This is a genomic window from Cohnella cellulosilytica (assembly GCF_042431195.1).
GTDB lineage: Bacteria > Bacillota > Bacilli > Paenibacillales > Paenibacillaceae > Cohnella > Cohnella cellulosilytica.
Genome location: NZ_JBHMDN010000007.1, coordinates 182,768 through 209,298, shown reverse-complemented (window position 1 = coordinate 209,298; position 26,531 = coordinate 182,768). Strand labels below are relative to the sequence as shown.

At 53.3% G+C, this 26,531-nt stretch carries 25 protein-coding genes and 3 tRNA genes; 22 read left to right on the top strand and 6 right to left on the bottom strand.

The window, feature by feature from the left end; all coding sequences use genetic code 11:
* The first annotated feature begins 118 nt into the window (after positions 1 to 118).
* From ACFFT4_RS03990 to ACFFT4_RS03955, 8 genes are all read left to right on the top strand, one after another.
* Positions 119 to 1,519 (top strand): ABC transporter substrate-binding protein, encoded by a 1,401-nt coding sequence (locus ACFFT4_RS03990; protein WP_378045264.1) that lies wholly within the window; start codon positions 119 to 121, stop codon positions 1,517 to 1,519.
* Positions 1,520 to 1,737: 218 nt separating this feature from the next.
* Positions 1,738 to 2,625 (top strand): carbohydrate ABC transporter permease, encoded by an 888-nt coding sequence (locus ACFFT4_RS03985; protein WP_378045262.1) that lies wholly within the window; start codon positions 1,738 to 1,740, stop codon positions 2,623 to 2,625.
* Positions 2,622 to 3,452 (top strand): carbohydrate ABC transporter permease, encoded by an 831-nt coding sequence (locus ACFFT4_RS03980; protein WP_378045261.1) that lies wholly within the window; start codon positions 2,622 to 2,624, stop codon positions 3,450 to 3,452. The genes ACFFT4_RS03985 and ACFFT4_RS03980 overlap by 4 nt, the downstream gene beginning before the upstream one ends.
* An 18-nt stretch (positions 3,453 to 3,470) precedes the next feature.
* Positions 3,471 to 5,306: a glycoside hydrolase family 127 protein gene (locus ACFFT4_RS03975; RefSeq protein ID WP_378045260.1), complete on the top strand. Its 1,836-nt coding sequence runs from the start codon at positions 3,471 to 3,473 to the stop codon at positions 5,304 to 5,306.
* A gap of 35 nt (positions 5,307 to 5,341) precedes the next feature.
* Positions 5,342 to 6,229 carry a glycoside hydrolase family 43 protein gene (locus ACFFT4_RS03970; protein ID WP_378045258.1) on the top strand — a complete coding sequence of 296 codons (888 nt, stop codon included), beginning with the start codon at positions 5,342 to 5,344 and terminating at the stop codon, positions 6,227 to 6,229.
* 581 nt (positions 6,230 to 6,810) lie between these two features.
* Positions 6,811 to 7,353, top strand: a complete 543-nt coding sequence (locus ACFFT4_RS03965) for a DoxX family membrane protein (RefSeq protein WP_378045257.1) — start codon at positions 6,811 to 6,813, stop codon at positions 7,351 to 7,353.
* Between the two features lie 214 nt (positions 7,354 to 7,567).
* Entirely contained in the window at positions 7,568 to 8,242 is a 675-nt protein-coding gene (locus ACFFT4_RS03960) for an HAD family hydrolase (protein WP_378045255.1), read from the top strand.
* Positions 8,243 to 8,541: 299 nt separating this feature from the next.
* Complete coding sequence (locus ACFFT4_RS03955) at positions 8,542 to 8,856, top strand: hypothetical protein (RefSeq protein WP_378045254.1); 315 nt, start codon at positions 8,542 to 8,544, stop codon at positions 8,854 to 8,856.
* Positions 8,857 to 8,998: 142 nt separating this feature from the next.
* On the opposite strand, the gene ACFFT4_RS03950 is transcribed toward ACFFT4_RS03955, so the two are convergent.
* From ACFFT4_RS03950 to ACFFT4_RS03940, 3 genes are all read right to left on the bottom strand, one after another.
* The gene (locus tag ACFFT4_RS03950; protein ID WP_378045252.1) at positions 8,999 to 9,460 is read right to left on the bottom strand and encodes a hypothetical protein; all 462 of its coding nucleotides are present in this window, start codon (positions 9,458 to 9,460) and stop codon (positions 8,999 to 9,001) included.
* Between the two features lie 324 nt (positions 9,461 to 9,784).
* Positions 9,785 to 10,621, bottom strand: coding sequence for a WYL domain-containing protein (locus ACFFT4_RS03945; protein WP_378045250.1), 837 nt, complete (start codon positions 10,619 to 10,621; stop codon positions 9,785 to 9,787).
* Positions 10,596 to 11,918 carry a helix-turn-helix transcriptional regulator gene (locus ACFFT4_RS03940; protein ID WP_378045248.1) on the bottom strand — a complete coding sequence of 441 codons (1,323 nt, stop codon included), beginning with the start codon at positions 11,916 to 11,918 and terminating at the stop codon, positions 10,596 to 10,598. Before ACFFT4_RS03940 ends, ACFFT4_RS03945 begins: the two co-directional genes overlap by 26 nt.
* A gap of 252 nt (positions 11,919 to 12,170) precedes the next feature.
* Here ACFFT4_RS03940 and ACFFT4_RS03935 point away from each other — a divergent pair, with 252 nt between their 5' ends.
* Entirely contained in the window at positions 12,171 to 12,371 is a 201-nt protein-coding gene (locus ACFFT4_RS03935) for a cold-shock protein (protein WP_094042991.1), read from the top strand.
* Between the two features lie 104 nt (positions 12,372 to 12,475).
* On the opposite strand, the gene ACFFT4_RS03930 is transcribed toward ACFFT4_RS03935, so the two are convergent.
* Complete coding sequence (locus tag ACFFT4_RS03930) at positions 12,476 to 14,905, bottom strand: GH116 family glycosyl hydrolase (protein WP_378045247.1); 2,430 nt, start codon at positions 14,903 to 14,905, stop codon at positions 12,476 to 12,478.
* A 49-nt stretch (positions 14,906 to 14,954) separates the two neighbouring features.
* On the bottom strand, positions 14,955 to 15,965 hold the full coding sequence (locus tag ACFFT4_RS03925) for a LacI family DNA-binding transcriptional regulator (protein WP_378045245.1): 1,011 nt from the start codon (positions 15,963 to 15,965) through the stop codon (positions 14,955 to 14,957).
* Positions 15,966 to 16,617: 652 nt separating this feature from the next.
* Here ACFFT4_RS03925 and ACFFT4_RS03920 point away from each other — a divergent pair.
* The 5 genes from ACFFT4_RS03920 (at position 16,618) to ACFFT4_RS03900 (ending at position 19,985) form a co-directional block, all read left to right on the top strand.
* On the top strand, positions 16,618 to 17,601 hold the full coding sequence (locus tag ACFFT4_RS03920) for a virulence RhuM family protein (RefSeq protein ID WP_378045243.1): 984 nt from the start codon (positions 16,618 to 16,620) through the stop codon (positions 17,599 to 17,601).
* A gap of 179 nt (positions 17,602 to 17,780) precedes the next feature.
* Positions 17,781 to 18,215, top strand: a complete 435-nt coding sequence (locus ACFFT4_RS03915; RefSeq protein WP_378045242.1) for a hypothetical protein — start codon at positions 17,781 to 17,783, stop codon at positions 18,213 to 18,215.
* A 90-nt stretch (positions 18,216 to 18,305) separates the two neighbouring features.
* Positions 18,306 to 18,560 (top strand): hypothetical protein, encoded by a 255-nt coding sequence (locus ACFFT4_RS03910; RefSeq protein WP_378045240.1) that lies wholly within the window; start codon positions 18,306 to 18,308, stop codon positions 18,558 to 18,560.
* Positions 18,535 to 19,020: a hypothetical protein gene (locus tag ACFFT4_RS03905; protein ID WP_378045238.1), complete on the top strand. Its 486-nt coding sequence runs from the start codon at positions 18,535 to 18,537 to the stop codon at positions 19,018 to 19,020. Before ACFFT4_RS03910 ends, ACFFT4_RS03905 begins: the two co-directional genes overlap by 26 nt.
* A 14-nt stretch (positions 19,021 to 19,034) precedes the next feature.
* A complete protein-coding gene (locus tag ACFFT4_RS03900) occupies positions 19,035 to 19,985 on the top strand; it encodes a DEAD/DEAH box helicase (protein WP_378045534.1) in 951 nt (316 codons plus the stop codon).
* Positions 19,986 to 20,003: 18 nt separating this feature from the next.
* Here the strand turns inward: ACFFT4_RS03900 and ACFFT4_RS03895 are convergent, their stop codons facing one another.
* Positions 20,004 to 20,231, bottom strand: a complete 228-nt coding sequence (locus ACFFT4_RS03895) for a helix-turn-helix domain-containing protein (RefSeq protein WP_378045236.1) — start codon at positions 20,229 to 20,231, stop codon at positions 20,004 to 20,006.
* A gap of 154 nt (positions 20,232 to 20,385) precedes the next feature.
* Between ACFFT4_RS03895 and ACFFT4_RS03890 the strand changes: the two genes are divergently transcribed.
* The 8 genes from ACFFT4_RS03890 (at position 20,386) to ACFFT4_RS03855 (ending at position 26,518) form a co-directional block, all read left to right on the top strand.
* Complete coding sequence (locus ACFFT4_RS03890) at positions 20,386 to 20,682, top strand: LytTR family DNA-binding domain-containing protein (protein WP_378045234.1); 297 nt, start codon at positions 20,386 to 20,388, stop codon at positions 20,680 to 20,682.
* Positions 20,683 to 20,952: 270 nt separating this feature from the next.
* A complete protein-coding gene (locus ACFFT4_RS03885) occupies positions 20,953 to 21,393 on the top strand; it encodes a DUF1641 domain-containing protein (RefSeq protein WP_378045233.1) in 441 nt (146 codons plus the stop codon).
* 38 nt (positions 21,394 to 21,431) lie between these two features.
* The gene (locus ACFFT4_RS03880) at positions 21,432 to 22,610 is read left to right on the top strand and encodes an NAD(P)/FAD-dependent oxidoreductase (protein WP_378045231.1); all 1,179 of its coding nucleotides are present in this window, start codon (positions 21,432 to 21,434) and stop codon (positions 22,608 to 22,610) included.
* Positions 22,611 to 23,764: 1,154 nt separating this feature from the next.
* Positions 23,765 to 23,839 (top strand) — tRNA-His (locus ACFFT4_RS03875).
* A 5-nt stretch (positions 23,840 to 23,844) separates the two neighbouring features.
* Positions 23,845 to 23,918 (top strand) — tRNA-Gln (locus ACFFT4_RS03870).
* Positions 23,919 to 24,000: 82 nt separating this feature from the next.
* Positions 24,001 to 24,077, top strand: a tRNA-Glu gene (locus ACFFT4_RS03865).
* A 68-nt stretch (positions 24,078 to 24,145) separates the two neighbouring features.
* Positions 24,146 to 24,709: a ribonuclease H-like YkuK family protein gene (locus ACFFT4_RS03860; protein WP_378045229.1), complete on the top strand. Its 564-nt coding sequence runs from the start codon at positions 24,146 to 24,148 to the stop codon at positions 24,707 to 24,709.
* Positions 24,710 to 25,024: 315 nt separating this feature from the next.
* Entirely contained in the window at positions 25,025 to 26,518 is a 1,494-nt protein-coding gene (locus ACFFT4_RS03855) for a TROVE domain-containing protein (protein ID WP_378045227.1), read from the top strand.
* Positions 26,519 to 26,531: the final 13 nt, after the last annotated feature.

Sequence of the window (26,531 nt, the reverse complement as noted above, 5' to 3'; positions counted from 1 at the left end):
TTAGTCCACCATTCCAAAGACTTTCGGGTTATGCGCGGTTACCCCCCAATTTATAATCAAGGTATCATAGACTGCAGCTATGGTATCCGTAAAGACGCAAACGAGAGGGGTTCGGAAAATGAAACGTCAAAAGAAACCGATCGCGGTTCTCCTGGTTCTGCTGCTTGCGCTCTCGGCTGTCCTGTCCGCGTGCGCGAAGTCCGATTCGAACAGCGGCCAATCCTCGCCGTCGGCTGCCGGGGAGTCCAAGTCGAACGACCCCATTACGCTCCGCATGACCGTATGGGGCGCGCCGGAGGAAGTCGCGGCATACAAGGTGGCCATTCAGCGCTTCGAAACGAAATATCCGAATATCAAAGTCGACCTGCAGCATATCGCCGCCGATTACGACACGAAGCTGACGACGATGGTGGCGGGCAACGACGTGCCGGATATCGCGATGATGGAATCGGGCAGCATCGCCTATCCGCTTGCGGAGCAAGGGAAGTTCTATAATCTTCAGGAGTTTCTCGACAAAGATCAGTTCATCAACGTGGACAGCCTTGTCCCTAATATTATGTATTCGCTGGAGCCCGGCAACGTGATCGGCATCGGACCGGGTCCGGAGTCCTTCGGATTGTTTTATAACGAGGATATTTTCAAGGAAGCGGGCATCTCCCCTCCTCCGAGCAAGCTGGCGGAAGCGTGGACATGGGACGAATTCGTGGAGGTGGCCAAGAAGCTGACCGTCGATACGAAGGGCAGAACGGCCGCCGATCCGGATTTCGATCCGAAAAATATTAAGCAGTACGGCGTTAACGTAGGCACGTGGTGGGGAGCGTACAGCAACTTTATCTACTCCAACGGCGGGGACTTCGTATCCGCGGACGGCCAGAGCTTCGCGCTGAACGAGCCTGCCGCGGTGGAGGCGCTCCAGAAAATCTCGGATCTGATGAACGTGCATCACGTCTCGCCGTCTCCGGTGCAGGCGAAAAATATTCCGGCGACGAACGTCGCGCTGCAGACGAAGAAGGTCGCGATGGCGATTGACGGCCAATGGGCCAGCACCGGGCTGGCGCAATCGAAGTTCAACTTCAACGTCGGGGTCATGCCCGTTCTGAAGGAGCCGGTAACGACCGTCGTCTGCGGCATGTTCTCGATGTTCAAGTCCACGAAGCACCCGGAAGAGGCGTGGGAGCTGATGAAGGCTCTGATCGATCCGGAGGCTTCGATCGATATGATTACGGCGGGCACGTGGATGCCTTCATACAAAGACTGGTACACCGATCCGGCCATGCTCGCGAAATGGACCGAAAATCTGGATTCGCGGCCTTCGGGCTACAAAGACGCGATCGTCGAGGTCATCCTGACGAAGGGGCATCAGACGCCGACCGGCTACGTGAAAAACTTCAACAAAATTATGGATATCGTTAATCCCGCGTTGGATAAAGTATGGCTCGGCCAGCAGACGGCGCAGGAAGCGATGGATGCCATCGCCGCGAAAGCGCAAGAGCAGGTGCAGGGCCGTCGGGATATCTAATCGTCGGGCGACTGCGAATGCTGAGATCGATGAGAGATTGTCGCGCAAGTAGAGACGTGCAAGATTATCGATGAACAAGGACGGGCATCTATCTCCCGAGACCACGGAAGGAGAGAGGTGCCCGTGACTATCCGTTCGTCGAATCTCGTTGGGCGCGGCTCCGTTTGCTTGCGAGAAGCTCACTTCTTGATCGGACAGCTTCGGGATTGGAGGCAGGGATGCGAAGAGGACTTTGGTACGGACTGCTGTTCACGGCTCCGGCTATACTCGGTTTTGTCATTTTCACCTTGGGTCCGATGATCGCGAGCCTGGCGCTCAGCTTAACGGACTATAACGTATTTAAGGAGCAAACCTCCTTTATCGGCTTCGACAATTACGCCAAGCTGTTCTCGGGCGAGGATGAATTGTTCTACAAATCGCTCGGCGTCACGTTCTACTTCGTCGTTCTGCGGGTGCCCGCCGTCATTATCGTTTCCTTCGGCATTGCGCTGCTGCTGAATATGAACGTGAAGGGCAGGGCGATGTTTCGGACGATTATTTATCTCCCGAGCATCGTGCCGGCGGTGGCGTCGGCGATGATCTGGATGTGGCTGATGAACCCGGATCTGGGGCTGCTGAATTCGCTGCTGGGCTGGTTTAATCTGCCTCCGAGCAACTGGCTGTATGCGGAAGGCAGCGTTATTCCGTCCGTTGTGCTGACGACGCTGTGGGGCATCGGGAGCACCGTCATTATTTTCCTCGCCGGACTGTCGGGTATTCCGCAATCTTACTACGAGGCGATCGAAGTGGACGGGGGAGGCTGGTACAGCAAGCTGCGCCATATTACGATTCCGATGGTGACGCCGACCTTGTTTTTCAATACGATTATGACGATTATCGGCTCGTTCCAGGTATTTAACGAAGCTTATATTCTAACCGAGGGCGGGCCGAACAACCGAAGCCTGTTCTACGTGTTCTACTTGTGGAGAAGCGGGTTCAGGGATACCGAGATGGGCTATGCCTCCGCCTTGGCATGGATTTTGTTCGTCATTATTATGGCGTTCACTTATATCGTCTTTAAAACCTCCAAGTCCTGGGTGCATTACGAAGGGGGGGAGCGCCCGTGAGACAATCGAAGCTTGCGCTTGCCGGAGGGTATGCCGCCCTTATCGTCGTTTCGATCCTGTTTATTATTCCGTTCGTCTGGCTTCTGCGCAGCTCGCTGATGGATTTATCGCAAATTTTCACGATGCCGCCCGAGTGGATTCCGGCGCCGTTTCAATGGGATAATTTTCACCGGGCGCTTACGGTGCTTCCGTTCGACGTCTTCTTTACGAATACGATGATTATCGTGTTAAGCGTGCTGCTGGGGACGGTGGCGACGAGCAGTATTGCCGCGTTCGGGTTCTCACGGATAAAATGGAAGGGCCGGGACACGGTGTTCGCCGTTCTGATGACGAGCATGATGCTGCCGTTCGCGGTGACGATGATTCCGAGCTTTCTCGGGTGGAAGATGCTCGGCTTTTACGATACGTTTTATCCGTTGATCGTACCGGCTTATTTCGGCGGGGGAATCTTTAATATTTTTCTGCTCAGACAGTTTTATTTGACGATCCCCAGAGATTTCGACGAAGCGGCGGTCGTGGACGGTGCCGGTTATTTTCAGATTTACTGGAAAATTATTTTTCCGCTCAGCCGTTCGGCTCTTATCGTCGTCGCCCTGTTCAGCTTCCTGGGCTCCTGGAACGACTTCATGGGGCCGCTCATTTATTTGAAGAGCGACAAGCTGTTCACGCTGGCTTTGGGCTTGCAGATGTTCCAGGGCTCTTACACCGCGCAGTGGGATTTGCTTATGGCCGCTTCGGCGGCGGTGGTGCTGCCCTGCGTGATCGTATTTTTGATCGGACAACGTTATTTCCTGGAAGGCATTACGCTGACGGGCTTGAAGGGATAAGAAAGCGAGGAATCCGCAATGTCATTATCGAAGCCGCTTAACTGGCGAGAGGTACCCTTTACGCAAGTGACCATTGACGATACGTTCTGGCGGCCGCGGCTGGAGGTGCTGAAGAAGGTAACCTTGCCGAACTGTCTGCTGAAGTGCGAGGAGACGGGGCGGATTGCCAATTTCGCCAAGGCGGGCGGCAGGATTGAAGGGAAGTTCGAAGGCATCTATTTCAACGATTCCGACGTGTACAAGGTGCTCGAAGGGGTCGCCTATTCGCTGCTGCTGGAGCGGGATGCGGAGCTGGAGGCCGAGGCCGACCGGATCATCGAGCTCATCGCTTCGGCGCAGGAGCCGGACGGATATTTGTGCACCTACTACACGTTGGCCGCGCCGGACGCCAAGTGGACGGACATGGAGAAGCACGAGATGTATAACGGCGGCCACCTGATCGAAGCGGCGGTCGCCTATTACGAGGCGACCGGCAAACGGCAGCTTCTGGACGTTGCCTGCCGATTGGCCAACCATTACGACAGCCTGTTCGGACCGGGCAAGCGCCATTGGGTGGAAGGGCACGAGGAGATCGAGCTGGCGCTGATCAAGCTGTACCGGACGACCGGGGAGGAGCGCTATTGGAAGCTGGCCTGCTGGCTGCTGGAAGAACGGGGACGCGGCCACGGCGTCGGCGCGATATGGGATAAGCCCGAATGGGGGCCCGCCTACTGCCAGGACGACGTTCCGGTCCGCGAGATCGAGAAGGTCACCGGGCATGCGGTTCGCGCCATGTACCTGTATTCCGGGATGGCCGACGCCGTGCGCGTCTCGGGAGATCCGGCATATGTCGACGCGCTGCATCGCGTTTGGGCCCATACGGTCGAGCGCAATATGTATGTGACCGGAGGGATCGGACCTTCCCGCCACAACGAAGGATTTACGCACGATTACGACCTGCCGAACGAATCCGCTTATTGCGAAACCTGCGCGGCCATTGCGATGGTGTTCTGGAATCATCGGATGAACCTGCTGTTCGGGGACGGCAAATTCGCCGACGTGGTCGAGCGTGAAATGTACAACGGGGCGCTGGCGGGCATCTCTCTGTCCGGCGATCGGTTTTTCTACGTTAATCCGCTCGCCTCGCAAGGAGAGCATCATCGGGTACCGTGGTTCGACACCTCCTGCTGCCCGACGAATCTCGCTCGTTTCCTGCCCTCCATCGGACAATACGTCTATGCCCGGACTCCCGAAGGAATTGTCGTGAATCAATACGTGCGCGGAGAAGCCGAGATCACGCTGGAGAACGGCATCGGCGTGAAGCTGAAACAGGCGACAGCCTTCCCGTGGAGTGGTACAATCGAGCTGGAAGTGTCTCCCGAGACGAGCGGCGCGTTCGCTATCCGGTTGCGCGTGCCCGAATGGTGCAGAGGCTATCGGGTTCAAGTGTGCGGAGAAGTGCTGTCCGGCGCGGAAGCTTCGGTAGAACGCGGCTATCTCTCGATCGAGCGGCATTGGTCGGCTGGCGATACGATTCTGCTCGAGCTGGATATGCCCGTCGAGGTCGTTCGTTCCCGGCAGGAAGTGCAGGAGAACGAAGGACGAATCGCCTTGCAGCGCGGACCGATCGTCTATTGCGTGGAGCAGGCCGACCATGCGGAGCTCGATTACGACGAAATGACGTTCTCGGCTCGCGATAGGCTGCTGAGGGAATACCGGAACGAGCTGCTGGGCGGCGTCGTGACGCTCCAAGGCAAGGACGGGAAGGGAAGACCGTGTCGATTTATTCCTTATTACGCCTGGGATAATCGGGAGCCGGGCTTTATGCAGGTCTGGATCCGGGAGCCGGAGGAGGAACGACTTTACAGCTATTAGCCGCCGTTAGCAGGCACAGGAAGGAGCGTCTGCAATTGAAAATCAACAATCCGATCGTACCCGGCTGGTATGCGGACCCCGAAGCGAGAACGTACGAGGGCAAGCATTGGATTTATGCGACGCGATCCATCACGGAGTATACGATGCAGATGAACCTGGACGCCTTCAGCTCCGACGATTTGGTTCATTGGGACCGACACGAAGGCATTATCGAGATGACGGATTTCCCGTGGATCTGGAGAGCGGTGTGGGCGCCGACTCATATCGAGCACAACGGGAAATATTATCTCGTATTCGCCTCGAACGATATTCAAGCGGACGATGAGATCGGCGGCCTGGAAATCGCGGTCGCGGATCGCCCGGAAGGGCCGTATAGAGGTTATCTGGGGAAGCCGTTGGTGGGTCGCTTCATTCACCGGGCGCAGCCGATCGATCCGCATCTCTTCAAGGACGACGACGGAACGATCTACCTGTATTACGGAGGATGGGGGCATTGCAACGTTGCGCGCATGAATGACGAGATGAACGGCTTCGTCCCGTTGTCGGCCGACAGCGATGAAATCTTCCGCTCCATCACGCCCGAAGGGTATGTGGAAGGCCCGTGCATGCTGAAGAAGGACGGACTTTATTACTTCATGTGGTCCATGGGCGGCTGGACGAACGGCACCTATTGCGTCGCTTACGGCGTAAGCGACAGTCCGTTCGGTCCTTTCGAGAACAAGGGCACCATTCTGGAAAAGCAGGAGCCGATCGCGGACGGACCCGGTCATCACGGGTACCTGCACCTGCCGGAGAACGACGAATGGCTGATCGTCTACCATCGCAGAATCATCGGCGACACCGAGCCGGGCCATCGCCGGCTGTGCATCGATCGGATGCGGATTGGCGGCGGCACGATTCATCCGGTCGTGATGACCGTCTAAGGAGTTCGGGCCGCTTCGGCGGGTGGCTGGCTACTCTGGCGGCAAGGCCTTATTTTAGGGGCTGTCTCCTAAGAAACAAAGTCGTACTGAACGGTTATCGATGGATGATTAAACGTGCATCTATCTCCTTCCGCTGCTATACGATCCTGAAATGGGAACGGTAAACCCGTGACAAGGTGATTTCAGGACCGTATGAGGCAGTCTCCAGGAGATAGATGCACTTCTCTTTTCACCGATAATCTTGTACGCCTTTACTTAGGAGACAGCCCCTGTTTGGCCGTGAGCCGGGCCGAAAAAGCCCATCCGTTACCCGCGTAATTTTTACATAGAAGAGCCATCGCGCCCGATGATCTTTGTGTCGGTTTCATGAACATGCCGAACTTTGTGATTATAATCACAATCTCTTTGATCAAGTGGCCTTACAATAAAGACATGAAAGACAGACCAGCAAACGAGGACGGTGATCCCGATGTCAGGCAAGCGATCTCGCACATCGGCGAATAAGAGGATACAGGCGGACAGATAAGCGGATTTCAAGCAAAGGCTTCGCAAAAACAAAAACAACATTAGGAGTGAGTGTCATGATGAAACTTTGGAGAGAACACCGCATAGCGGCCTTGATCGTAACGATCGTCAGATTCGTCGTCGGATATGCCTGGTTAACCGCAGGCTGGCACAAGCTGACCGGAGCAACGCCGTTCGACGCCGGAGGTTTCCTGAACAACGCCATCAACAACCCGATCGTCGACAAAGCGACGGGCGAAGCGGTCTACCCGACTTACCTGGCGTTCCTGGAACACTTCGCACTGCCTAACGTGAAGATCATCAACGTGATGATCCCATGGGGCGAATTCCTTGTCGGACTTGGACTTATCCTTGGCACCTTGACGCTGACCGCCGCCTTCTTCGGGCTCCTGATGAACTTCATGTTCCTGTTCACCGGAACGGTAAGCACGAACCCTTGGCTCCTGCTGCTGGGACTGCTGGTCGTCGTCGCCGGAACGAACGCAGGGCGCTTCGGACTTGACCGTTACGTGCTCCCGCTGCTTCATAAAGGCACCGACCGCCTCTTCCACCGCAAGCCGAAGAACCCGACAACCGGCGAAGAAGCGTTGGCCAAATAGATAAAACCGAACAACGAAAGAGCGGCGAGGCATTTCCTCGCCGCTCTTTTTCTTGACCGCGCCCCCGGCTTGGAAGCCTGGCTTCTTATTGGATTTTCCGGATGCAGTCCACGGATCGGCACAGAGAGAATTTTAAACGATTCGGAAATGAGGCCCCGTCTTCAAGTACAATAGAAGCGATGACTAAAATAGAGAGCTGGGAGCGTGGGAGAAAGTGGCATTAAAAGCGGTCGTGTTCGATTTTGACGGAACGTTGGTGGATACGGAAACCGGCGCTTACGAGGCGATCTGCAGCATCTATGCCGAGCATGGGCAGGAGCTTGCCTTGGAGGCCTGGTCCGTCTGCATCGGAACGCACGGAGGGTTCGATCCCTATGTCGATCTTGAGCAGAGAACGGGGAAAACGTTGGACAAGGCGGAGCTTCGGGAGCTGTTTCGGAATAGACACGTCGAGCGGCTGCAAAGCGCGTCCCTTCGCCCCGGCGTTCTGGACAGGCTGGAGGAAGCGCGTCGGTTGGGGTGGAAAATCGGTCTGGCATCCAGCTCGGACCGCGCATGGATAGAGGATCATCTTAGCAGGCAGGGAATTAGAGATTATTTCGAGGTCATTCGCTCCTCCGACGACGTGAAGCGGGTCAAGCCGGACCCGGAGCTGTACGTCCTTGCCGCTGAAGCGCTGGGAGTCGCGCCGGAGGAGGCGCTTGCCGTCGAAGATTCGATGAACGGACTGCGCGCCGCCAAAGCCGCGGGACTGTGGGGACTGGCCGTCCCGAACCCGGTAACGGCGCAGATGGATTTCGGACAGGCCGATATTTTTGTGGACGGTCTGGATCGGAAAACGTTCGCCGAAATCGAAGCGGAGCTGCAAGCCCGCATCGTGCAGAAATAAACGAAAAACCGCCCCGGGACTTCTGTTCTCAAATCGGATCGAAGGACCTGTCCCTTCTTGCTCGCTGCCCGCCATTAGGCGGGCAGTTTCCATTTCCCTCTCTTGGAATTGACCTGGTTCGTAACGCTGCCGACAAAAGAGTAGACGATATGCACGATCCGAGACCGTTAGACGACATACTCGGCCCGGAATCGACAAAGCCCGATAAAGGAAAGGAAAAACCTGCAAAAAAATTAGTAGATTTCGCCTAATACTTTTGTTATATTAATCCTAACATCTAACAGATATGGAGGATTTTCATGACAAATTCGAAGGTTATGAAATGGGTAACGGGAGCTTTTGAAATCTTTTTGGGAATTCCGGTGCTGGGCGGTTTGATTATTATCGGAACCTATTACACTCCGCTTGTCGTTATGCTCGTTTTGCACATCATCACGTTAATTCTTTCGTCGAGAAATAACGAAGTGAAATACGGGTCCATCTTAGGAATCGTAACATCTCTCGTCGCATGGATCCCATTTGTTGGCATGATCCTGCACATCATTTCCGGCATTATGTTGATGGTTAGCGCCGCGAAAAAGGAATCTACGCAGCCCTCTTCTGTAAGCGCTTAATCGAAATGGCGAAAGCCGGCCCGAGGCCGGCTTTTTAACTTCTAAACGCTTTTTTGCATATAGATGAGGAATACGGGGTGCCATCCACTAGGCTGAAAAGCTAACAAGGCCATCCCAGCCGGAGTGGATTGATTCATACCCCTTACAGCTCCGCCCATGTGACGTTCAATTCAACCACGCCCTCGGAAGAAGCGAGAGCTCCGCCGATTAAGGACCAGCTTTCGTTTTTGTCCAGATTATCGCCTTGAATAATTATGTTTTTGTCATCGATGGTTTGCGCGGATTCGTCCAAGTTTTGTTTTTTGAAATATTCCGTGTACATCTCTGTGACCGCGGACATGCTCTCTTTGGTTGTGAAAATGAGCAAGGAGGATTTTTTGCCGTCGGCCAGACCGGAGTGAGAGGTGCTGATCTGAGCGTCTGCCGGAAGCGGGAAATCCGCGGGCAAATATTCGGGCCTTTTATTGACGGCCGATTCGGGCGAGCCGCTCTGTGCAGCTTCGGCGTTCGACGATGCCGGCGAATTGTCGGAGGATTGGCAGGCGCTCAATGCAGCGGCTAGAATCAGCGACAGTCCGATATAAATCCACGTTTTTTTCCTCATTATGCAATAGCTCTCCTTTTCGGACACTTGTTGATTAAACCTCTTCGGTCCCTTTTTTCTCCAAATTATCCCTATATCTTAATAGTGAAAGGCAGCCATTTCCATAAGTTCAAAGTCCAATTTTAGCGCGGGAAGGGATAGGATAAATGTTTTACATCGTTGTGGGCACTAAGTAATGTATGCAGTCGGATCGTCTCAAAATGCTACTGTATTCTTAAACGAGAAACGGTCATGCGAAACCCGATTTTTACAACGATAAAGACGCCGAAGGCATTTTTGCTTGAATTCGGCCAATTTATCCTGCTTTCGCTTAAAAAGCCGGCCTCAAGGGGCCGGCTTCTCTGTCGATTCCTTATTTCGCGTATCGTCCCGGTACCTTCCCAAAGCTTTTTCCGCCGATTCCAGCATTCGCTTGCGGAGCCCGTCGCCTTCAAGGATTTTGACTCGCAGCCCCAGAAAACGGATTTTGGACAGCAGAAACTCGCTTTCGTCGGCCAAATAGGTCACATGAATACGATACAAATTCTCTTCCTCATCGTAGCTCACGGACTTATCGAAGCAGGAGAACGCGTATAAAATTCGCGACAGCTCGGCGTTGTAGGTCCGGACGACCTCGACGACGGCATGCTCCTTGCGCTTCTCCAGATGCGCCGCTACCCGCAGCTTCAATTCTTCCACCCGCTCGGGAGACAGGGCGGTCTCCTCGATCGCAACGATGCTCTGCAGCTTGGTCGACATGAAGGAACGGCCGCGCGTGCTGTACCAGAGCAAGTACCATTCTCTCTTGACCATGCTGTATTCCAGCTTGACGGGAAGGCCGGGCTGATTCGCCTTTGTTCCTCCATGCTTGACTCGCGAGGTAAGCAGCATACCCTTGTCCTGCATGATCAGACGTCGAAGCGTGCGAAGCAGAGGATGGTAGACTTGGCGCTCGTCGTTTTTGGCCTTTTCGACGATCATGCCGCGATGGCCGAGCTCGGATTCGTCCTGCAGGAGCTGTTGCAGCTTTCCCAACGTCTCCGGGGTAAAGGCGTCGGCCGCACAATCGTGAGCCAGCGCGGTGCGGAGCCACGTTCGTTCCTGCGACGTCAAGGCGATGGCGTTCGACTCGTCCAGGCGGGAGAGGATCTGGTAGTTAAAAATTTTCTCGAACGGATTCATAATAGCCTCGAATCTCCTCCCATTCCGCGATCAGCTCCTTGCAAAGCCAAGCCGGCTCCAGTATCTCGCAGCTCGACCCGAAGCTTCGGAGCCAAGGCTTGATCTCATAAATACCGTTAACCGTAATCTCGAACAGAAAGGTCGACTCGCTCTCCTCGCGAACCGTGCCCCATTGGCCCTGAGCTTCGACGCGTTCGCGAATGAAGTTGGCTCCCGCGCGATCGGGGTTGTAGAACCGGGCTACGACCTTCACCGGACGCAGCGTATCCGTAACCCAGCTTTGTTTAAGCTGCTCCCGAGCGCGATCAAGGCGGGCGGAGAACACGGCTTCCTCTACCGCTTCTCCGGCTTCAAGCTGAGTGATTCCTTCCATGCGGTATTTCATCATGCCGAGCTTGGCGTGATGCCCGATCAGGTACCAGCGTCCGTATTGATGGTCGTAGATGACCAGCAGCGGAAGGGTCTTTTCCTCGCTGCCCTCCGATTCCCGCTCGAACAGCGGATTCGTATTTTTCGAGGCGTAATTTTTCCCCTTCTTGGGGGACAGATAGAGAAAATGCAGGCGTCTCCGTTCCCGAATGGCTTGGAAAATCGCATGCAAATGCGCTTCGTCGAGAATGCGCGAATGGTAATGGTACTTGTATAAGTGAATATCCGAGACCTCGGGGGCGAAGCCGCGTTGGGCCAGCGCCTTCTTGAGCGTATCGCGCAAGAGGTAGCCCTGCACCGCCGGGACCTGCGTGTTCGCCATGACGTCGACGTAATCGTACAGGTCGAGCAGCTCGTCGTCGGACAGGCCGTCGATCAAGTCGTTGGCCGCTCGGTAGCGATAAGGACGGCCGCCCTCGCCGCGTTTAATGACGCCGGCCGCCTCCAAATACTTCAGGTCTCCTCGAATCGTCTTCTCGTCGGGGCACGGGAAGTCGGCGGGCATGCTTTCGCTGCAGGCGTCCAGAAGCTCTTTCGCCGTCAGCTCCCGATCCTGCAAAAGGGTGATCGTTAAGGAGAGGCGCACGCTTTCCGACTCTTTGAGCGATTTGGCGCGGAACAGGAACAGCAGCAGCGGGTCCGCCGATTCGTAATAATTGTAGCGAAGCCCTTCCGCCAGATCGGACTCCTGTTTTTCGGAGAGAGGCTGCAGGGACGTTCTCATGTCCTTGAGATAGCGCAGCGTTTTATCGTAGGTATGTACGGAAATCCCCAGACGGGAGGCGAACTGCTGCCTGTTATACGCGCCCCCGGCAAGCGCCAGCAGCCTAAGAAACTGCACTTCTTTGTCGAAGCTTTCCCGAGCCATCTCGTTACCTCCGTTCTCCGTTTTCCATATAAGTACCATTGTAGCAATTACGGAGGGTGGGGAAAATGGAATTTTTTCTAGGTGCTGGCTATTCGTAAGGAAATGGGGTATAATGACTTTATAGAACGTATGACCTAATTCACATAACGTAGAGGGTTATTCTTTTATGTTAATAACCTTGTACGCTATGTGAATTTTTTATTTTTAATCGAATAAGAAGGTCATGTAAATCCTAATAAGGTGGTAATCAGTATGGAATCAGGAACAGTAAAATGGTTTAACGCGGACAAGGGCTTCGGCTTTATCGAAGTTGAGGGCGGCAACGACGTATTCGTTCATTTCAGCGCAATCGTCGGCGACGGCTACAAAGCTTTGGACGAAGGTCAACGAGTCGAATTTAACATCGTTCAAGGCAACCGCGGCCCGCAAGCCGAGAATGTCGTCAAGCTGTAAATAAAAAGTGCCCCGAACCACGGTTCGGGGCATTTTTTTGCCGCTGCCTCCATTTCAAAATAGACGCCGAAGCCGCTTTGGCTTGCGGTGGATGTTGGTTTGCGCTATTCGACCTGAATTCGATCGATCGGGACATCGCCCGCGACAACCGTGAAGTAAGGTTTGCCGTCCTTGATCCCCGCCGTGCCATAACCGCTTGCGGTGCATAAGAAGCTGCGGAAATCGCCGGCTCTGCGCGGCGAGACGAACAGCGTTCGTTCTACGGCATCGTAACGGATGCCGCTCAACCCTTGAATGAGGCCATAGGATGCCATTGCCCGGGCATACCAGTTCCCGCATTCGTATTCATTAAACGGGTTGCGCGTCCGTCCGTCGTAACGGTCCCGGCACGTTCTGACGATCTCGAGCCCTTCTTCGACGTTGCCGGTCGACATCAGGTGCGAAGCGACCTGGTATTCGATTCCGGTCCATACTTCATCGCTGTAGACGAACGGAAGCGAAAGCTTCTCTCCCCGCGGCCAGGTACAGAGCAGCAGCCCGCCTTCATGGCCGACCGCGTAGCCGGGACGCTGCGGATTCGCATGGTGGGACAAATCCCTCTTCAGATTGTATTTATGCACGCTGAGAAGATGGCTGATCACTTTGTCGCGAGCGACGATTTCGCCGAGACCGCACATTTCCGCCAACCACGCGCCGATCATTCCGTCGGACAAGCAGCCTTTGCCGTATTGGTATTTCGGTCCTTCCGCTTGCAGCAAACGAATCGCTTCCGGGGAATAGTCGATGTTCCAGGCGAGCTGGCCGCTTGTCGGGGACGGCGTGCGCAATCCTTCCCAGACGATATGCTGTTCGAAATATTCGCCGTTAAACAGTATATCTTCCGAATATCTCCGTCCATCGCGAAGCAATTCGTCATACAGCTCGTTCGGTTCGCCAAGCGCCTGCGCCATTAGGCCGGCCGCTTTCAAAGCGCCGAGATAGAACGAGGAGCACATGCCGTTCGCTCCCCAAAATTCGATATCGTACGTATTGTGGTGCGGCTCGAGCAGCACGCCCCGATGATCGGGGTCCCATTCGCGAATGCAGTAGTCGAGGCTATCTTTTATTTTGGGCCACAACGTTGCAAGCCATGGGGTATCGCCGGATATTCGCCATTCCCGGTACGTCTTCATAATTCCGCCCAATTGGCCGTCCGCAGCCGCATGGAAGTCATGGTCGGTCGGACCGATCGGCAGGGAGGAGCGGAAATGTTGATGTCCTTGCTCGTCCTGGCTATCGTTAAATTCAGTCCATCGCAGGCTGCGTTCCAGTTCCGGAAACAGATGGGGAAGCGCTTGCGCGTAGTTCCAAACATGCGTGCATGAACCGTGGCAGGAGCCTTCTCTGTCGCCTGAACCTTCCCATCCCCAGAGCCGGCCGTCGATTTGACGCAAAACGGTCGGCGATTTCAGAATGGTAAGGTTTGCCGCCGCGGCCTCCACGACTTCCTCGGGCAGCGTCGTATCGTAGAAGCTGTCGCTGAATCGGCTGCTGTCGGCCCGCAGCGTATCGTAGGCATCGGCAAAATAGCGGGCCACGTCCTCGATATCCCGGAATCGACCGGCATACCAAGGCTTGAAATAAGATTTTTCAGTCGCCTCTGCTCCGTTCGCGGGAGCGGGGACCCCGACAGTCAGGTTCGATTCCGGAACATACCAGGAGAGTCGCAGACGGACGGTTTGGCTGGCATGGGCAGCGAGAGTGAGCGGAACGTACAAGCTCGCTCCCGGACTGGGCTGTCCCTCGGCGATTGGCGGAGCGCCTTCGCACTCGCCCGCCTCTACGGCGTTCCAAACCGTCGTAAGCGAATCGAACCAGCCCCCGCGAAACCAGGCGTAATTAACGGCAGTCTGCGGATGATCCGTTACGGCGCAGAATGCGCCTTGCGTCCACGGCTTATTGTCCAAAATCGGCTGATTCAAGACGAATCCGTTATCGATCGACAGCACATTGCCCTTATCCGGCTCGCTTTGCATAAAGTTGGCGGCATGGAACGAATAGATGATTTCCACCGGTTGATCGGAAGTATTGCGAAACGTATATTCAAGCGCCGCTGCCGGCAGGCTGGAATTGTCCGCATCCAGCGGCGTGAACGGACTCCAGCCGCGGATCGTCGTTTCGACCGGCAACGACTCGTCTTGCAGCCGCACGATGCCGAACGGAAAACGGGCCTCGAAGGAGCTCGTCCGATAACGCGGCAAGCCGTACGTTTTGCCGGGGAAGCCGAACCCGCTCCCGTTGCCGGGCGCGAATATTTTCCATTCCGGAACTTGCCCTTCCAAGACGCGGGAAGTATTGCCCGATTCGCTCCTGAGCGTAATCGCGGAGAACATAAGCGGTTCATGAGCGAGATGTGGGGCGTGACGCAGCGATACATGGGAGAGCGCGCCTCTTCCTTCCAGCGCAATCATGCCGGCGCCGATGCCGCCGAGCGGAAAGGCGATTCGCGCGTTCCGTTCGTCTTCGTAAATCGCGTTATACCTTTTGCTGGACATGGACAATCCCTCCATTAATAGGCGAGCTTTAATGTTATTCGAAGGTTTGCTAGTTCGCATCCGGTGCCGCTTCGGGCCTCACAAGTCTGGCCGGAAGCACGATTTTGCCCGGCAGCCGGTTTCCGCCGATTGTCGCGGACAGGAAACGCACAGCCATTTGTCCGACTTCAATTCGCGGGACGCGTATGGTCGGAATTGGCGGTTGCAGCGAACGGATGTCGGGAATGTCGTCGCAGCCGATCAATTCGACATCCTTGCCCTGAACGAGCCCAAGCTCCTCGAGCGCCTGAACGGCTCCTAGCGCGGCGCGGTCGCTTACGGCAAATACCGCCGTCGGGCGATCGGCCAACTCCATCAAATACTTCATTTCCATGAAGCCCTTCACGAACATGCGGTCTTCGTTCGGCGCGACGTAATGGGGATTCAGGGGCAAGCCGTTCTCCATCAACGCTGCGCAGTATCCGGCATAGCGGTCGACAAGCGGTTTATATTTGGCCGGGCCGCTAATGAAGCCGATGCTCCGATGTCCTTGATCAATCAAATATTGCGCAGCCAGAAAGCCGGCTCCGTAATGGTCCGCATGGACGGACGATACGTCGCCTTGGTGAACGTAGTTGTCGACGAGCAGGATCGGCAGTCGTTCGCTGCGCACCCGTTCGATCAATGCGTCGGTAATTCCCCCGCCTCCCAGCATGATGATGCCGGCGACTCCGTCGGTCCATTGCTCGACATTATGGTCCGACCTGACGATCGAGAGAATAATCTCGAAGCCAAGCGCCTGACATTCGCTTTCGATCCCTGCGATAATGTCCGAATTGTAAGCGTCCGTGACTCGCGAAGAAGTCGATTCTTCCATCATCAGGCGAATGTAGCGCAGCTCTTGGGACGAGCCGCGCTTCGGCTCGCTCTCGCCGAATGCCTGTAAAATGGCGCTGCGGGTTTCGTCCGGAAAGGATCCCTTGTTATTCAAGACAAGCGACACCGTTGCCGGAGAGAAGCCGGTTAAAGCAGCGATTTCTTTAATGGTCGGTTTTTTGTTTCGTTTGCCTGAGTTGTTCACGAAAATCCCTCCAGTATCAAGCATACCTGTAATGGAGTTTGGAGTAAATATATTTTATTAAATATTCACTAAAATATTTACTGAATAACCAATTGGGGGAAAGGACTACACGTTTGTCCGAGAGAGTGGTATACTGGATAACAAATTACAAGTTCGGACGCGGAAGCACCGCGTATGCAGTTTTATTCTGCATGCGCGGTGCTTTTTGTCGTTCCGGAGTTCAGGAGGAGCATGTGTGGGGAGCGATTTCGAACTTTGACTTCGGCGATTTGAAGGTCGATTATCCGCTCAAGGGCCCCGGCTCGCCGTATTGTCTATAAAGCGAGCGCGCCTTTATGTACGAAGGCTGGCGGCTGCAGACCTTGATCCGGGAACACCTTGAATTTGAGTCTAAATTGTCCACAACCCGAGAAGTCTAAAGAAATACATCGCAATCGCCTGCCGCCGGATCTACGGGGATATTTAAAGTTTGTGCTTTCTGCTAGGGCTCGGAGGATGCTGGAGGAGGAAGAGAAGGAGCCTTGAAGTGATGTTAATCGATCCGCAATCCAACACCTGCAAAAACGAGAGATTTCCTTTTGGAACATTTTTGGCATAAAATATGACTAAACATTCATCTCTTTTGACAGAAAAGATGAAGGAGTTGATAAAAGTGAACAATGATTCAGATATCTTAATATATCAGACGGAAGATGGGCATACCAAGATTGACGTGAAACTGGACAACGGCACGGTTTGGATGACTCAAAAGGCAATTGCAGAATTATATCAGACGACTAAGCAAAACATTAGTTTGCATGTTCGCAATATTCTGGCAGAGAATGAACTTGAAGAAGATTCAGTAGTCAAGTTTTACTTTACAACTGCCGAAGACGGTAAAAAGTACAAAACGATGCATTACAATTTGGAAATGGTTATCGCTGTCGGTTATCGTGTTCGTTCCCATAGAGGTACGCAGTTCAGACGGTGGGCGACTGAACGACTTAATGAATACCTCGTTAAAGGCTTCACGATGGACGATGAACGCTTGAAAGATATGCGTAATTTCGGGCAAGATTACTTTGATGAGTTGCTTCAGCGCATTCGCGATATCCGAGCATCGGAAAAAAGATTCTATCGTAAAATTACTGATATCTATTCCTTATCCGTTGACTACGATCCGAGTGCCACCATATCAAAAGAATTCTTTGCTACTGTACAAAACAAACTTCATTTTGCCGTTCATGGCCATACTGCGGCAGAACTTATTGCCGAGCGGGCAAATGCGAGCAAAGATAATATGGGATTGACAAGCTGGAAAAGCGATAAAGTTAGGAAGAACGATGTCATCATAGCCAAGAACTACTTGAACGACAAAGAAATACAAGCATTGAATCGTATTGTAACCATGTATTTGGACTACGCAGAGGATCAAGCTGAACGCCAATCCCCAATGTATATGAAAGATTGGATTGAGAAGTTAAATTCTTTCTTACGATTCAACGAACGTGAGATTCTAACCAATGCAGGTAATATTTCGCAAGAGGTTGCAGAGAAGTTGGCGACTAGAGAGTATGAGAAGTTTAATCAGATGCGACTTGCAGTGGATGAAAGTAATGATTTTGATGAATTTGTGAAAGGAAATAAACTTATATAAACCGCAACTAGTCCTGCAATACAATTAGTTTGCACGGGGCCGCAGCGTAAGGTTGAACCCTTTTATTCGCAGTTCCTCTAACGTATTACTGATGCCAATGTGTTGAAGGCGTCGGCTATTCTTTTTTTTGTGCAGCAGATTATTCAGCAAGAAGTAAGGTAGAAAGGGAGAAAGCACGATTGCACAAGAACTTAAAACGAGACCAACGTCTGGAAGTGGCCAAGCAGTGGATCAGACAGTATAAGGGGAAAAAGTGGATTCGCAGTTATCGCAAACATTTTGGGATATCGTCGGAATGTGCGATTCAGGAGCTTCGGTTGCTGCAGGTTCCCTTGACGAAAGAAGAGATCGCCGATGGAAGAAAAGGCGCGAGTGCTCGAGGTAGAAATGAAAAGAGAAAAGCCCGAAGAAACAAAAAGCTTGCAGATAGAATTGAAACGCCATGGCAGGATGAAACTTATTATTATATCGCGGGTTACACGGGATGGGGATTCCCATACGGTATTACGTGGGAGGAAAACGAGCGGATAAATAATGATTTCAGTCTGTTTGCAACGGCGCCTTCTGAGGAGCCGGAAGAAGCGAACAGTAGGTTTCAATGGGATTTCCGATAGTTCCTGTACATGCCAGTCCATATTACACTGAATTATAAGGTAAACTATAGATATCGAACTTAGACGTACCGAAAGGATACGTGTGACATCGTGGACGATATCTATCAAAAGCATGAAGCGGCTTTGCGCGAAATCGACCGATTGAGAGAAGAAAATCGCCAGCTAAAACCTCTAACCGAAGAACGTATTGAAGAGGAAACCCCTTCGGAACATTCGCCCTCATTACTCAACGTCTCGAACACTGATGCTAAAGTCACTCAATGTTCGACGGTAGGAAAGAAGCTTGCTTTGTATCGGAGCTACTTTCGGGGGAGAGATGATGTATACCAGTTCTCAACGCGATAACGACCTGTTAACGTGTTCTTTGCCAAGCACACTAAAAATTGTGTTGGCTGATCGAGTATACGTAGAAAAAGCAGATTTGCCTACTTCCGCAATTAATCGCCTTATGAGGCTTGCTTCATTCTCGAACCCTGATTTTTATAAAACTCAGGCCATGAGATTGTCCACATACGGTAAACCGAGAGTGATAAGCTGTGCAGAGGATTTGCCCCAACATATCGCGCTTCCTAGAGGTTGTTTAAGTGCGGTTTTGGATCTTTTTGAGCAAAATGGATCACAGGTTGTTGTTGAGGATAAACGGTTTTCCGGCTGTGCCATTCACGTTCGATTTGACGGAGAGTTAACGATGCTGCAAGATACGGCGGCGAAGGCCATACTCGCGCATGATATTGGGATATTGTCTGCAGCTACAGGCTTCGGCAAACGGTTGTCGCTTCCAATATTATCGCCAGTCGCAAAGTAAATACGCTGATTTTGGTGCATAGGCGGGAGCTTATGGAACAGTGGAAAGAGCGGCTGCAAACCTTTTTGAGTATGCCTAAGGATGCTATTGGGTGGATTGGCGGCGGGAAAAATAAGCGGACGAATATTGTAGATATCGCCGTCATTCAAAGTTTGAACCGAAAAGGAGAAGTAAACTCGCTGATAGAGGAGTATGGACAGGTTATCGTCGACGAATGCCATCATTTATCCGCGTTTAGCTTCGAGCAAGTTTTATTGAAGTCAAAAGCGCGATATGTGTTTGGGCTGACGGCTACGCCAAAACGTCAAGACGGACAAGAGGCCATCGTCATGATGCAGTTAGGGCCTGTTCGTATTCGTGTGGATGCGAAAATGTTGACGGGATCGCGAAGATTTGCATTATCTGTAGTGCCGCGTTATACCGATTTCCGTCTGCCGTCCAACGTATTAAATCCGTCGATACAGGAAGTGTACCAATTTCTTGTAGAGGATGAAGCGCGCAATACGATGATTTTCGATGATCTTCTTCATTGCTTGGAGGAGAAAAGATCGCCGTTGCTGCTAGTAGAGCGAAGAGCACATGCGGAATATTTCGCAGAACGCTTGCGTCCATTTGCGAAGAACGTGATCGTATTGCAAGGCGGAATGGGGAAGAAGCAAAGAGACGCTATTCGTGCGAAGATAGCCAGTATTTCAGATGATGAAGAGAGAGTATTTATTGCGACCGGGAAGCTAATTGGTGAAGGTTTTGATGATTCCCGGTTGGACACATTGTTTCTCGTTCATCCGATTTCGTGGACCGGAACCTTGCAGCAATATGCCGGTCGGCTGCATCGTTCCCATGCGAATAAGCGTGAGGTCAAGATTTACGATTATATTGACCTTCAGGTACCGATGTTAATGAGCATGTACAAGAAACGAATTAAAGGTTATCGCAAAATGGGGTATAAGGGAGCGGAGTTGTGAAGCGCAACTGTTCGCTTACTATTCAAAATCCTCCACTTCAACAAAATCGATAATCTCCCGGATATCGTTGATGCCCAGGGCATCGGCGATTTTTTCGATATGAGAGAAGTTGATGTTAGCGCGTTTGCCGGTGGCTAGCTCGCTTAAGGCGGCGTGTCGAACATCAGATAAGCGTGAAAGCTCTCTTAGGGATATCTCGCGTTGTCGGATCAAAGCATGTATTTTGACGATTACTTTTTTGGCCATGGACCTCACTCCAACTTTAATATTGACTATACGCAAAAACGTACCATATAATGAATTTTGTTCCGGTACGCAATTGCGTAATCTTCATTTTGGAAATTAGAAATGAGGCCAGCCCATGATCCTACAAGTAATCGCCTCAAACGGAGAGCATCGGATGTTGGATGTAGCGGACATAGTATACTTGCAAACCGACGGTTACGGAGAAGTGCTGTTTTACACTTTTGATGGCAAGTATCGGGCGATAACTCGACTTGGGGAGTGGTCCGAATTATTGCGGGAGAAAGGTTTTTTGCAAATGGATCGAGGTACGGTCGTGAACATGCGGAAAATTATATCCTTGGATAGGGGCTTGCGTGTGATCAAAGTAGCGGTATCTGAGGGAGATGTGAATATTCCAGTATCGGAGAGGGCGCAGAAGCAGCTGCTGAAACATAAAACTGAAGGTTATTAACTTAGCGAAGTTAAACACGGGTGGAAAGTAAGCTTATCAAAAATTTTTCAATGATCAGGGAGATGAAATGCTTTAATTCCCCGGCTTCTTTGGGACGATTTCCAATGAAACGGCCCCCATACGAAAAAAAATATAAAATATAGCGAAAGATTCCACCGGATTACCTATACGAAATGTCATTAATGAGGTAAAATATAGGTATCAATGTGATTTAATTCACAATTTATGCTTAAATCAGGATTTATGACATCACCTAGGGGAGGAAACAGAATGTCCGAAGCAACTGTAGCGAGTGTCGAGCGGGAGACGGCCGTATCCGAAGCGGCTGCCAAGTTGGATGTACTGGATCAATTAATGAAACCGGAAGTGCAGCAGGCGATTACCGTCTTGGTGGATCAACTGCCGAAGTTGGCCGAGATGATGTCCGTGCTGACGAATATTTACGATGTCGCCCAGAAGGTGGCCGCGGATCGCGTGCTGATTCAGGATATCGTCGGCGGCATTCAGGAAGTCGCCAAGCCGCTGGGAGAGAAAGTGAAGGAATACGCGTCCGCGGCAATCGAAGCGAGCGACCGGGCGGAGAGCAGCAGCGAAACGATTGGCGTATTCGGCATGCTGAAGCTGCTGAAGGATCCGGAATTGCAAAAGATGCTTCGTTTCAGCCAGGCTTATCTGAACATCCTGGGCGAGAGAAAGCAAAGCCAGAACTAAGAAGAGACCCATACACAGGCGAGAACGGAGGACTATAGATGAGCAAAGAAATTTTGATTCTCGGGGGCGGTTACGGCGGCTTGCTTAGCGCCCTGTCCGCAAGAGCGCATTTGACGGTTGGCGAGGCGAACATTACGGTCGTTAACCGCGCGGGCACGCATCAGATTATTACGGAGCTGCATCGGCTGGCCGCGGGCAACGTGTCGGAGAAAGCGGTAGCTCTGCCCCTGGAGAAATTGTTAAAGGGCAAACAGGTCAATATCGCGGTAGGGGAAGTGCAAGCGATCGATGTCGAAGGCAAGAAGGTGGCGTTGACCAACGGAACCTCTTACCGCTACGACGCGCTGGTGCTTGCGATGGGAAGCGAAACGAACTATTTCGGCATTCCGGGACTGCAAGAGAATAGTCTGATCCTGAAATCGGTGTCGGATGCGAACCGTATTTTCGCCCATGTGAAGGAACGGATCAAAGCCTATGCCCAATCGAAAAATAAAGCGGACGCGACGTTCGTCATCGGAGGAGGCGGTCTGACCGGCGTGGAGCTGGTAGGCGAACTGGCCGACGAGCTGCCGGCTATCTGCCGCCAGAACGGCGTTGATTTCACGGATATTTCGCTTTATCTGGTCGAAGCGATGCCGACCATTCTGCCGATGTTCTCGCCGGAGCTCATTCAACGGGCCGTGACCAGCCTGGAGAAACGCGGCGTGGAATTCTTGACGAGCCTTCCGATCACCGAAGTGAAAGGCCAAACGGTTACCTTGAAGGACGGCCGCACGATCGACACGAACACGCTGGTCTGGACCGGCGGCGTACAAGGCAACTCGCTCGTCGCCAATTGCGGCATCGAAGTTAATCGCGGCCGCGCAACCGTCACCGAAGCGCTGCAATCCACGTCCCATCCCGACGTCTTTCTGGCGGGCGACTGCGCGGTCGTTTTCGGGCCGGAGGGCCGGCCTTATCCGCCGACCGCACAATTGGCTTGGCAGATGGGCGAGCTTGTCGGCGCCAATATCGCCGCGGCTTTCAAGGGCATGACAATGGACAGCTTCCAACCGGTATTCTCCGGTACGCTGGCCAGTCTTGGACGGAAAGACGGCATCGGCTCCGTCGGCGAGACGGGCATCGAGCTGCGCGGACTTCCGGCGTCCCTGATGAAAAAAGCGAGCAACGCCCGCTATTTGAGCCACATTAACGGACTGTTCACGCTTGCCTACTAGGGCGTGTATGCAAACCCGCTCAGGGGCATTTTTCACCGCCTTTTCGCCCCCTGCTGCGTCACTTTTGCTTGACGTACCCCCGGTACGCCTTCGCAAAAGTTCCTTGCATGGAACGAAAATTCGGCATAATCTGCTGTCCTCGGAGTATGCATACACGCCCTAGCACAAATCGCAGCACAAACGAAGCAGCCTCGATTCGGCATTTTGTCGGGTCGCGGCTGTTTTTGCATTTTCTCCAATGGTGAAAAAATCGGTCATTTTCCAGATTTGCCATACTTCCGCCCTGTTCGAGACCCCGATTATCAGGGAAAATCAGGTGGTGAAGCCGAGGCCGCAAGGCGGCGGATTCGCAGAGTTGCAGAGGCGCTCGGAAGGGTTACTTCGGCGGTGTAAATTGGTTCGAATCCAATCCGCGGTCATCGCATAAACATGCGGCGGATCGTGTGCTTCAAAAACCTTTCCAACCTTTTCCCTCTGCGATTTAAGAAAAAAATGGTTGACATGGTTAAAGATGAGATGTTAGGATTACCAACAAATCTTGAATCTGGAAAGGAGTGCGGGACCATGCAAGAGATGAATCGACTCGATTGGATTAACCAGCCGGCAGTCTATGCCGAACAGCTCCATGAGCAGTGGCTGGAGACGCATGAATTCCGCATTCCATTTCATAGAGGCCTTCTTTACAAGCGCAGAGGATCCGTTGCGGCTGGCCGGCTGTATGCTACAGCCTGACTCCGTTCGCGATCGCATACATAGCGTTCTTGTAAAGACTGCCGAGGCTGGCAGTCTTTTTCTATGGGGCACAAGCCTAAGCATAGGAGAAGACGGCGGCGACAGGGGTCTTTTTTTATACTTGATCCCTCCAAAGTACATATCGCAACAAAAACTCAGTTTGAAAGAGAGGCGAGTCCCATGAAAAACAATTTGTATCCATACGAACGGAATTGGCGTCAGCAGGATCATGAGATCGAAACAGAGGATAGCCGATTCGCGAGAGAAGGGCATCGATGGCCGGATTTCCGGCAGAGATGTCGCAGCTTCTCCTAAGCGGGAGCAATCTCGCGGCGCGATTCGAGCTATCCGGTTTCCGAATCCTTCTTTCCCGGTTTCAACGGGGGAGCGAGGCGGGGGACAACGGATAGCTTTTTATTTTGGAGACTATGGCGAAAGGGCGAACGCGGCGGTTTGTGACTCCGTTAGTACCAGTTCGAGTCTGGTTGGTCTCCCCAATTATTGCTCGGTAGCCAAGCGGCAAGGCAGATGACTTTGAATCATCGATCGCAGGTTCGATTCCTGCCCGGGCATCCATACATGGATAGGCGTTATCAGATAGGCTGCCGCGATTCGGCGGCCGACAGATCGGCGGGGAAGACCCGCTCCTGTCCTCCACGGCGTGGTGGTGAAAAGGAATAACACACGGGCCTTTCACGTCCGGATGTGCGGGTTCGAGTCCCGTCCACGTCTCCACTTTTATATGGAAAGGAAGAAGCCGACTTGCGTCACAGGTGACCCTCATGCAGAGAAGACAAATCCCTATGATCCACGAAACAACGTTCCGCAACGTCTCCGAAAAAGAGCTGACGATGGATGATGTGTTCGCCCGTATTCGCAGCTTTATGCTGGCCGATCCTCGCGCCGCCTATCAACTGATGATAGGCACGGACGCTCAGGTTCACGCCGGACATACGAAGTTTGTGACGTCCGTCGTTATTTTCCGGCCGGGCAGAGGCGCTTGGTTCTGCTATCGGCAGATCATTTTGCCGCGGGAAATCCGTTCGCTCCAGGAGAAGCTCAGTCTGGAGACGACGTTCAGCCAGGAAATTGCCTCGTATTTCGACGAGAGCAAACGCGCCGAGTTGGAGGATATTCTCCTGCCATACGTTTATCAGGGCACGGAGCTGAAGCTGTTCATCGACATTGACGCGGGTATGGATGCCAAGCGCAACCGGACCTCGGCGCTCGTCGCGGATTTGGTCGGACGGATCGAGGCAATGGGATTGTCGGCTCGGGTGAAACCGGAAGCGATCGCTGCTTCTTCCGTATCGAATCGATATACGAAGACTCCCTATCGGGGAAAGAAGTCTGCCGCCGCGACCTGATTTAGGGTGCGTTAACAGCAAGTATACTGTCGGTGGGAAACCAACAAATCTTCCCGTCGTCATACTTACGCCATGTTCGATCAGTCGGAAATAAGCGAAGATAGGAACATGAAACAGCGGCCGTGAGCACGGCAGATCAACCAAGCGCAGTTGAGGCGCTTGGAAAACACAGATGACCGGCGAGGCGCCGGGGAGGGCTACTTCGCCACTTAGCGCGCACCATTCGATTTGCCCGGGCTTTACGGCAGGTTCGAGTCCTGCAGTCCGCCTTTCCCGCCTTTTCCTCGCCGGCCCGTACTTAAGGAGGTTATAACCATGAGCTTCGCAAAAAAGCTGTTTTCGGTCATCCGACCTACAATAAGCAATAGAGAAGGTTATCCGGCATACGCCCGTTCCGTAGAGGAGCAGTATGTACAGACGCTGGTGACCAATACGTTCGGCAATACGTTTTACGCGGATCAGCAGACGCTGCTGAGCGAGGCCGACGAGCTTCATCGCGAAATGGCGCAGAGCCGTCCGCAATTCATGGCGCAGGCGCTCGTCTACGCCCGCAACGAAGGCTACATGCGGCTTCAGCCGCTGTACGGTCTGGCGATTCTGTCGCAATACCGTCCGGATTTGTTCGCCAAGGCGTTCCCGCAAGTGGTTCGAATTCCTTCCGATCTGTCCGACTTTCTGACGATTCTGAAGGGAATGGGGAGAGGCGAAGGCGGCCGTGCGGTTAAGCGTCAAGTGAACCGGTTTTTGGCCGGGGTGTCCGAATATTGGGCGCTTAAGTACAACGGTCGCGGCCGGGGCTACAGCCTGGGCGACGCCATCGCGACGGCTCACCCGAAGCCTGCGGATCTGAAGCAGCAAGCGCTGTTTCGTTACTTGCGGAGCCAGGAAGCGAACCTGACTCTCCTGCCGCAAGTAGAGGCGCTGGAGCAGTTGAAGCGGGCCGCGACCGAAGCGGAAAAGCTGCGCTGGATCGCAACCGGCAAGCTGCCGCACGAAGTTGTGACCGGTGCGGTGAAGCCGACGAAGGCAATCTGGGAAGCGCTGCTTGGGCAAATGCCGACATTTGCCCTGCTCCGCCACTTGAATACGCTGGAGCGCGAGGGCGTACTGGAAGACCGCCGCAACCTTGATGCCGTGATCTCGCGTCTGACCGATCCCGCGGCTCTGAGCAAGGCGAAGATTCTACCTTTCCGGTTCGCGAGAGCGTTCCGCCAAGTGAAGCATCCGGAGCTGCGCGACGCGCTGCGGGATGCGGTGGAGCTCACGTTCGCCAACCTGCCCGACCTGGAAGACCGCACGGCGATCTTCCTGGACATCTCGGGCTCGATGAGCGGCGAATTCTTGCAGATCGGCTCGGTGTTCGCGCTGGCGTTGTACAAGAAGACACAGGGCAACTCGCTGTTCTGGCTGTTCGACACGGAAGCGGAGGATGCCTACCCGTCGCGCCGGGACAGCATTCTGTCGCAGGCGGAGCGGATTCAAACCCGCGGCGGCACGGATACCGGAGCTCCGGTTCGCAAGCTGCTCGCCGAGCGCCGCAAGGTCGATCGGATCGTCATCATCACCGACGAGCAGCAAAACAGCGGCAGTCCGTTTTACCGCGAACTGACGAACTATCGCGCCAGAGTGAACCCGCAGGTCAAGGCGTTTATCGTCGACGTCGCGCCGTACCGCAGCGCCATGGTTCCGCCGCAAGACCCGAATACGTTTTACATCTACGGCTGGAGCGACACGGTGCTGAGCTACATCGCTCAGACCGCGAAGGGCTTCGATTCCCTGGTGAAAACCATTGAAAAGCTTGAACTCTAAATTTGCGAAAAAG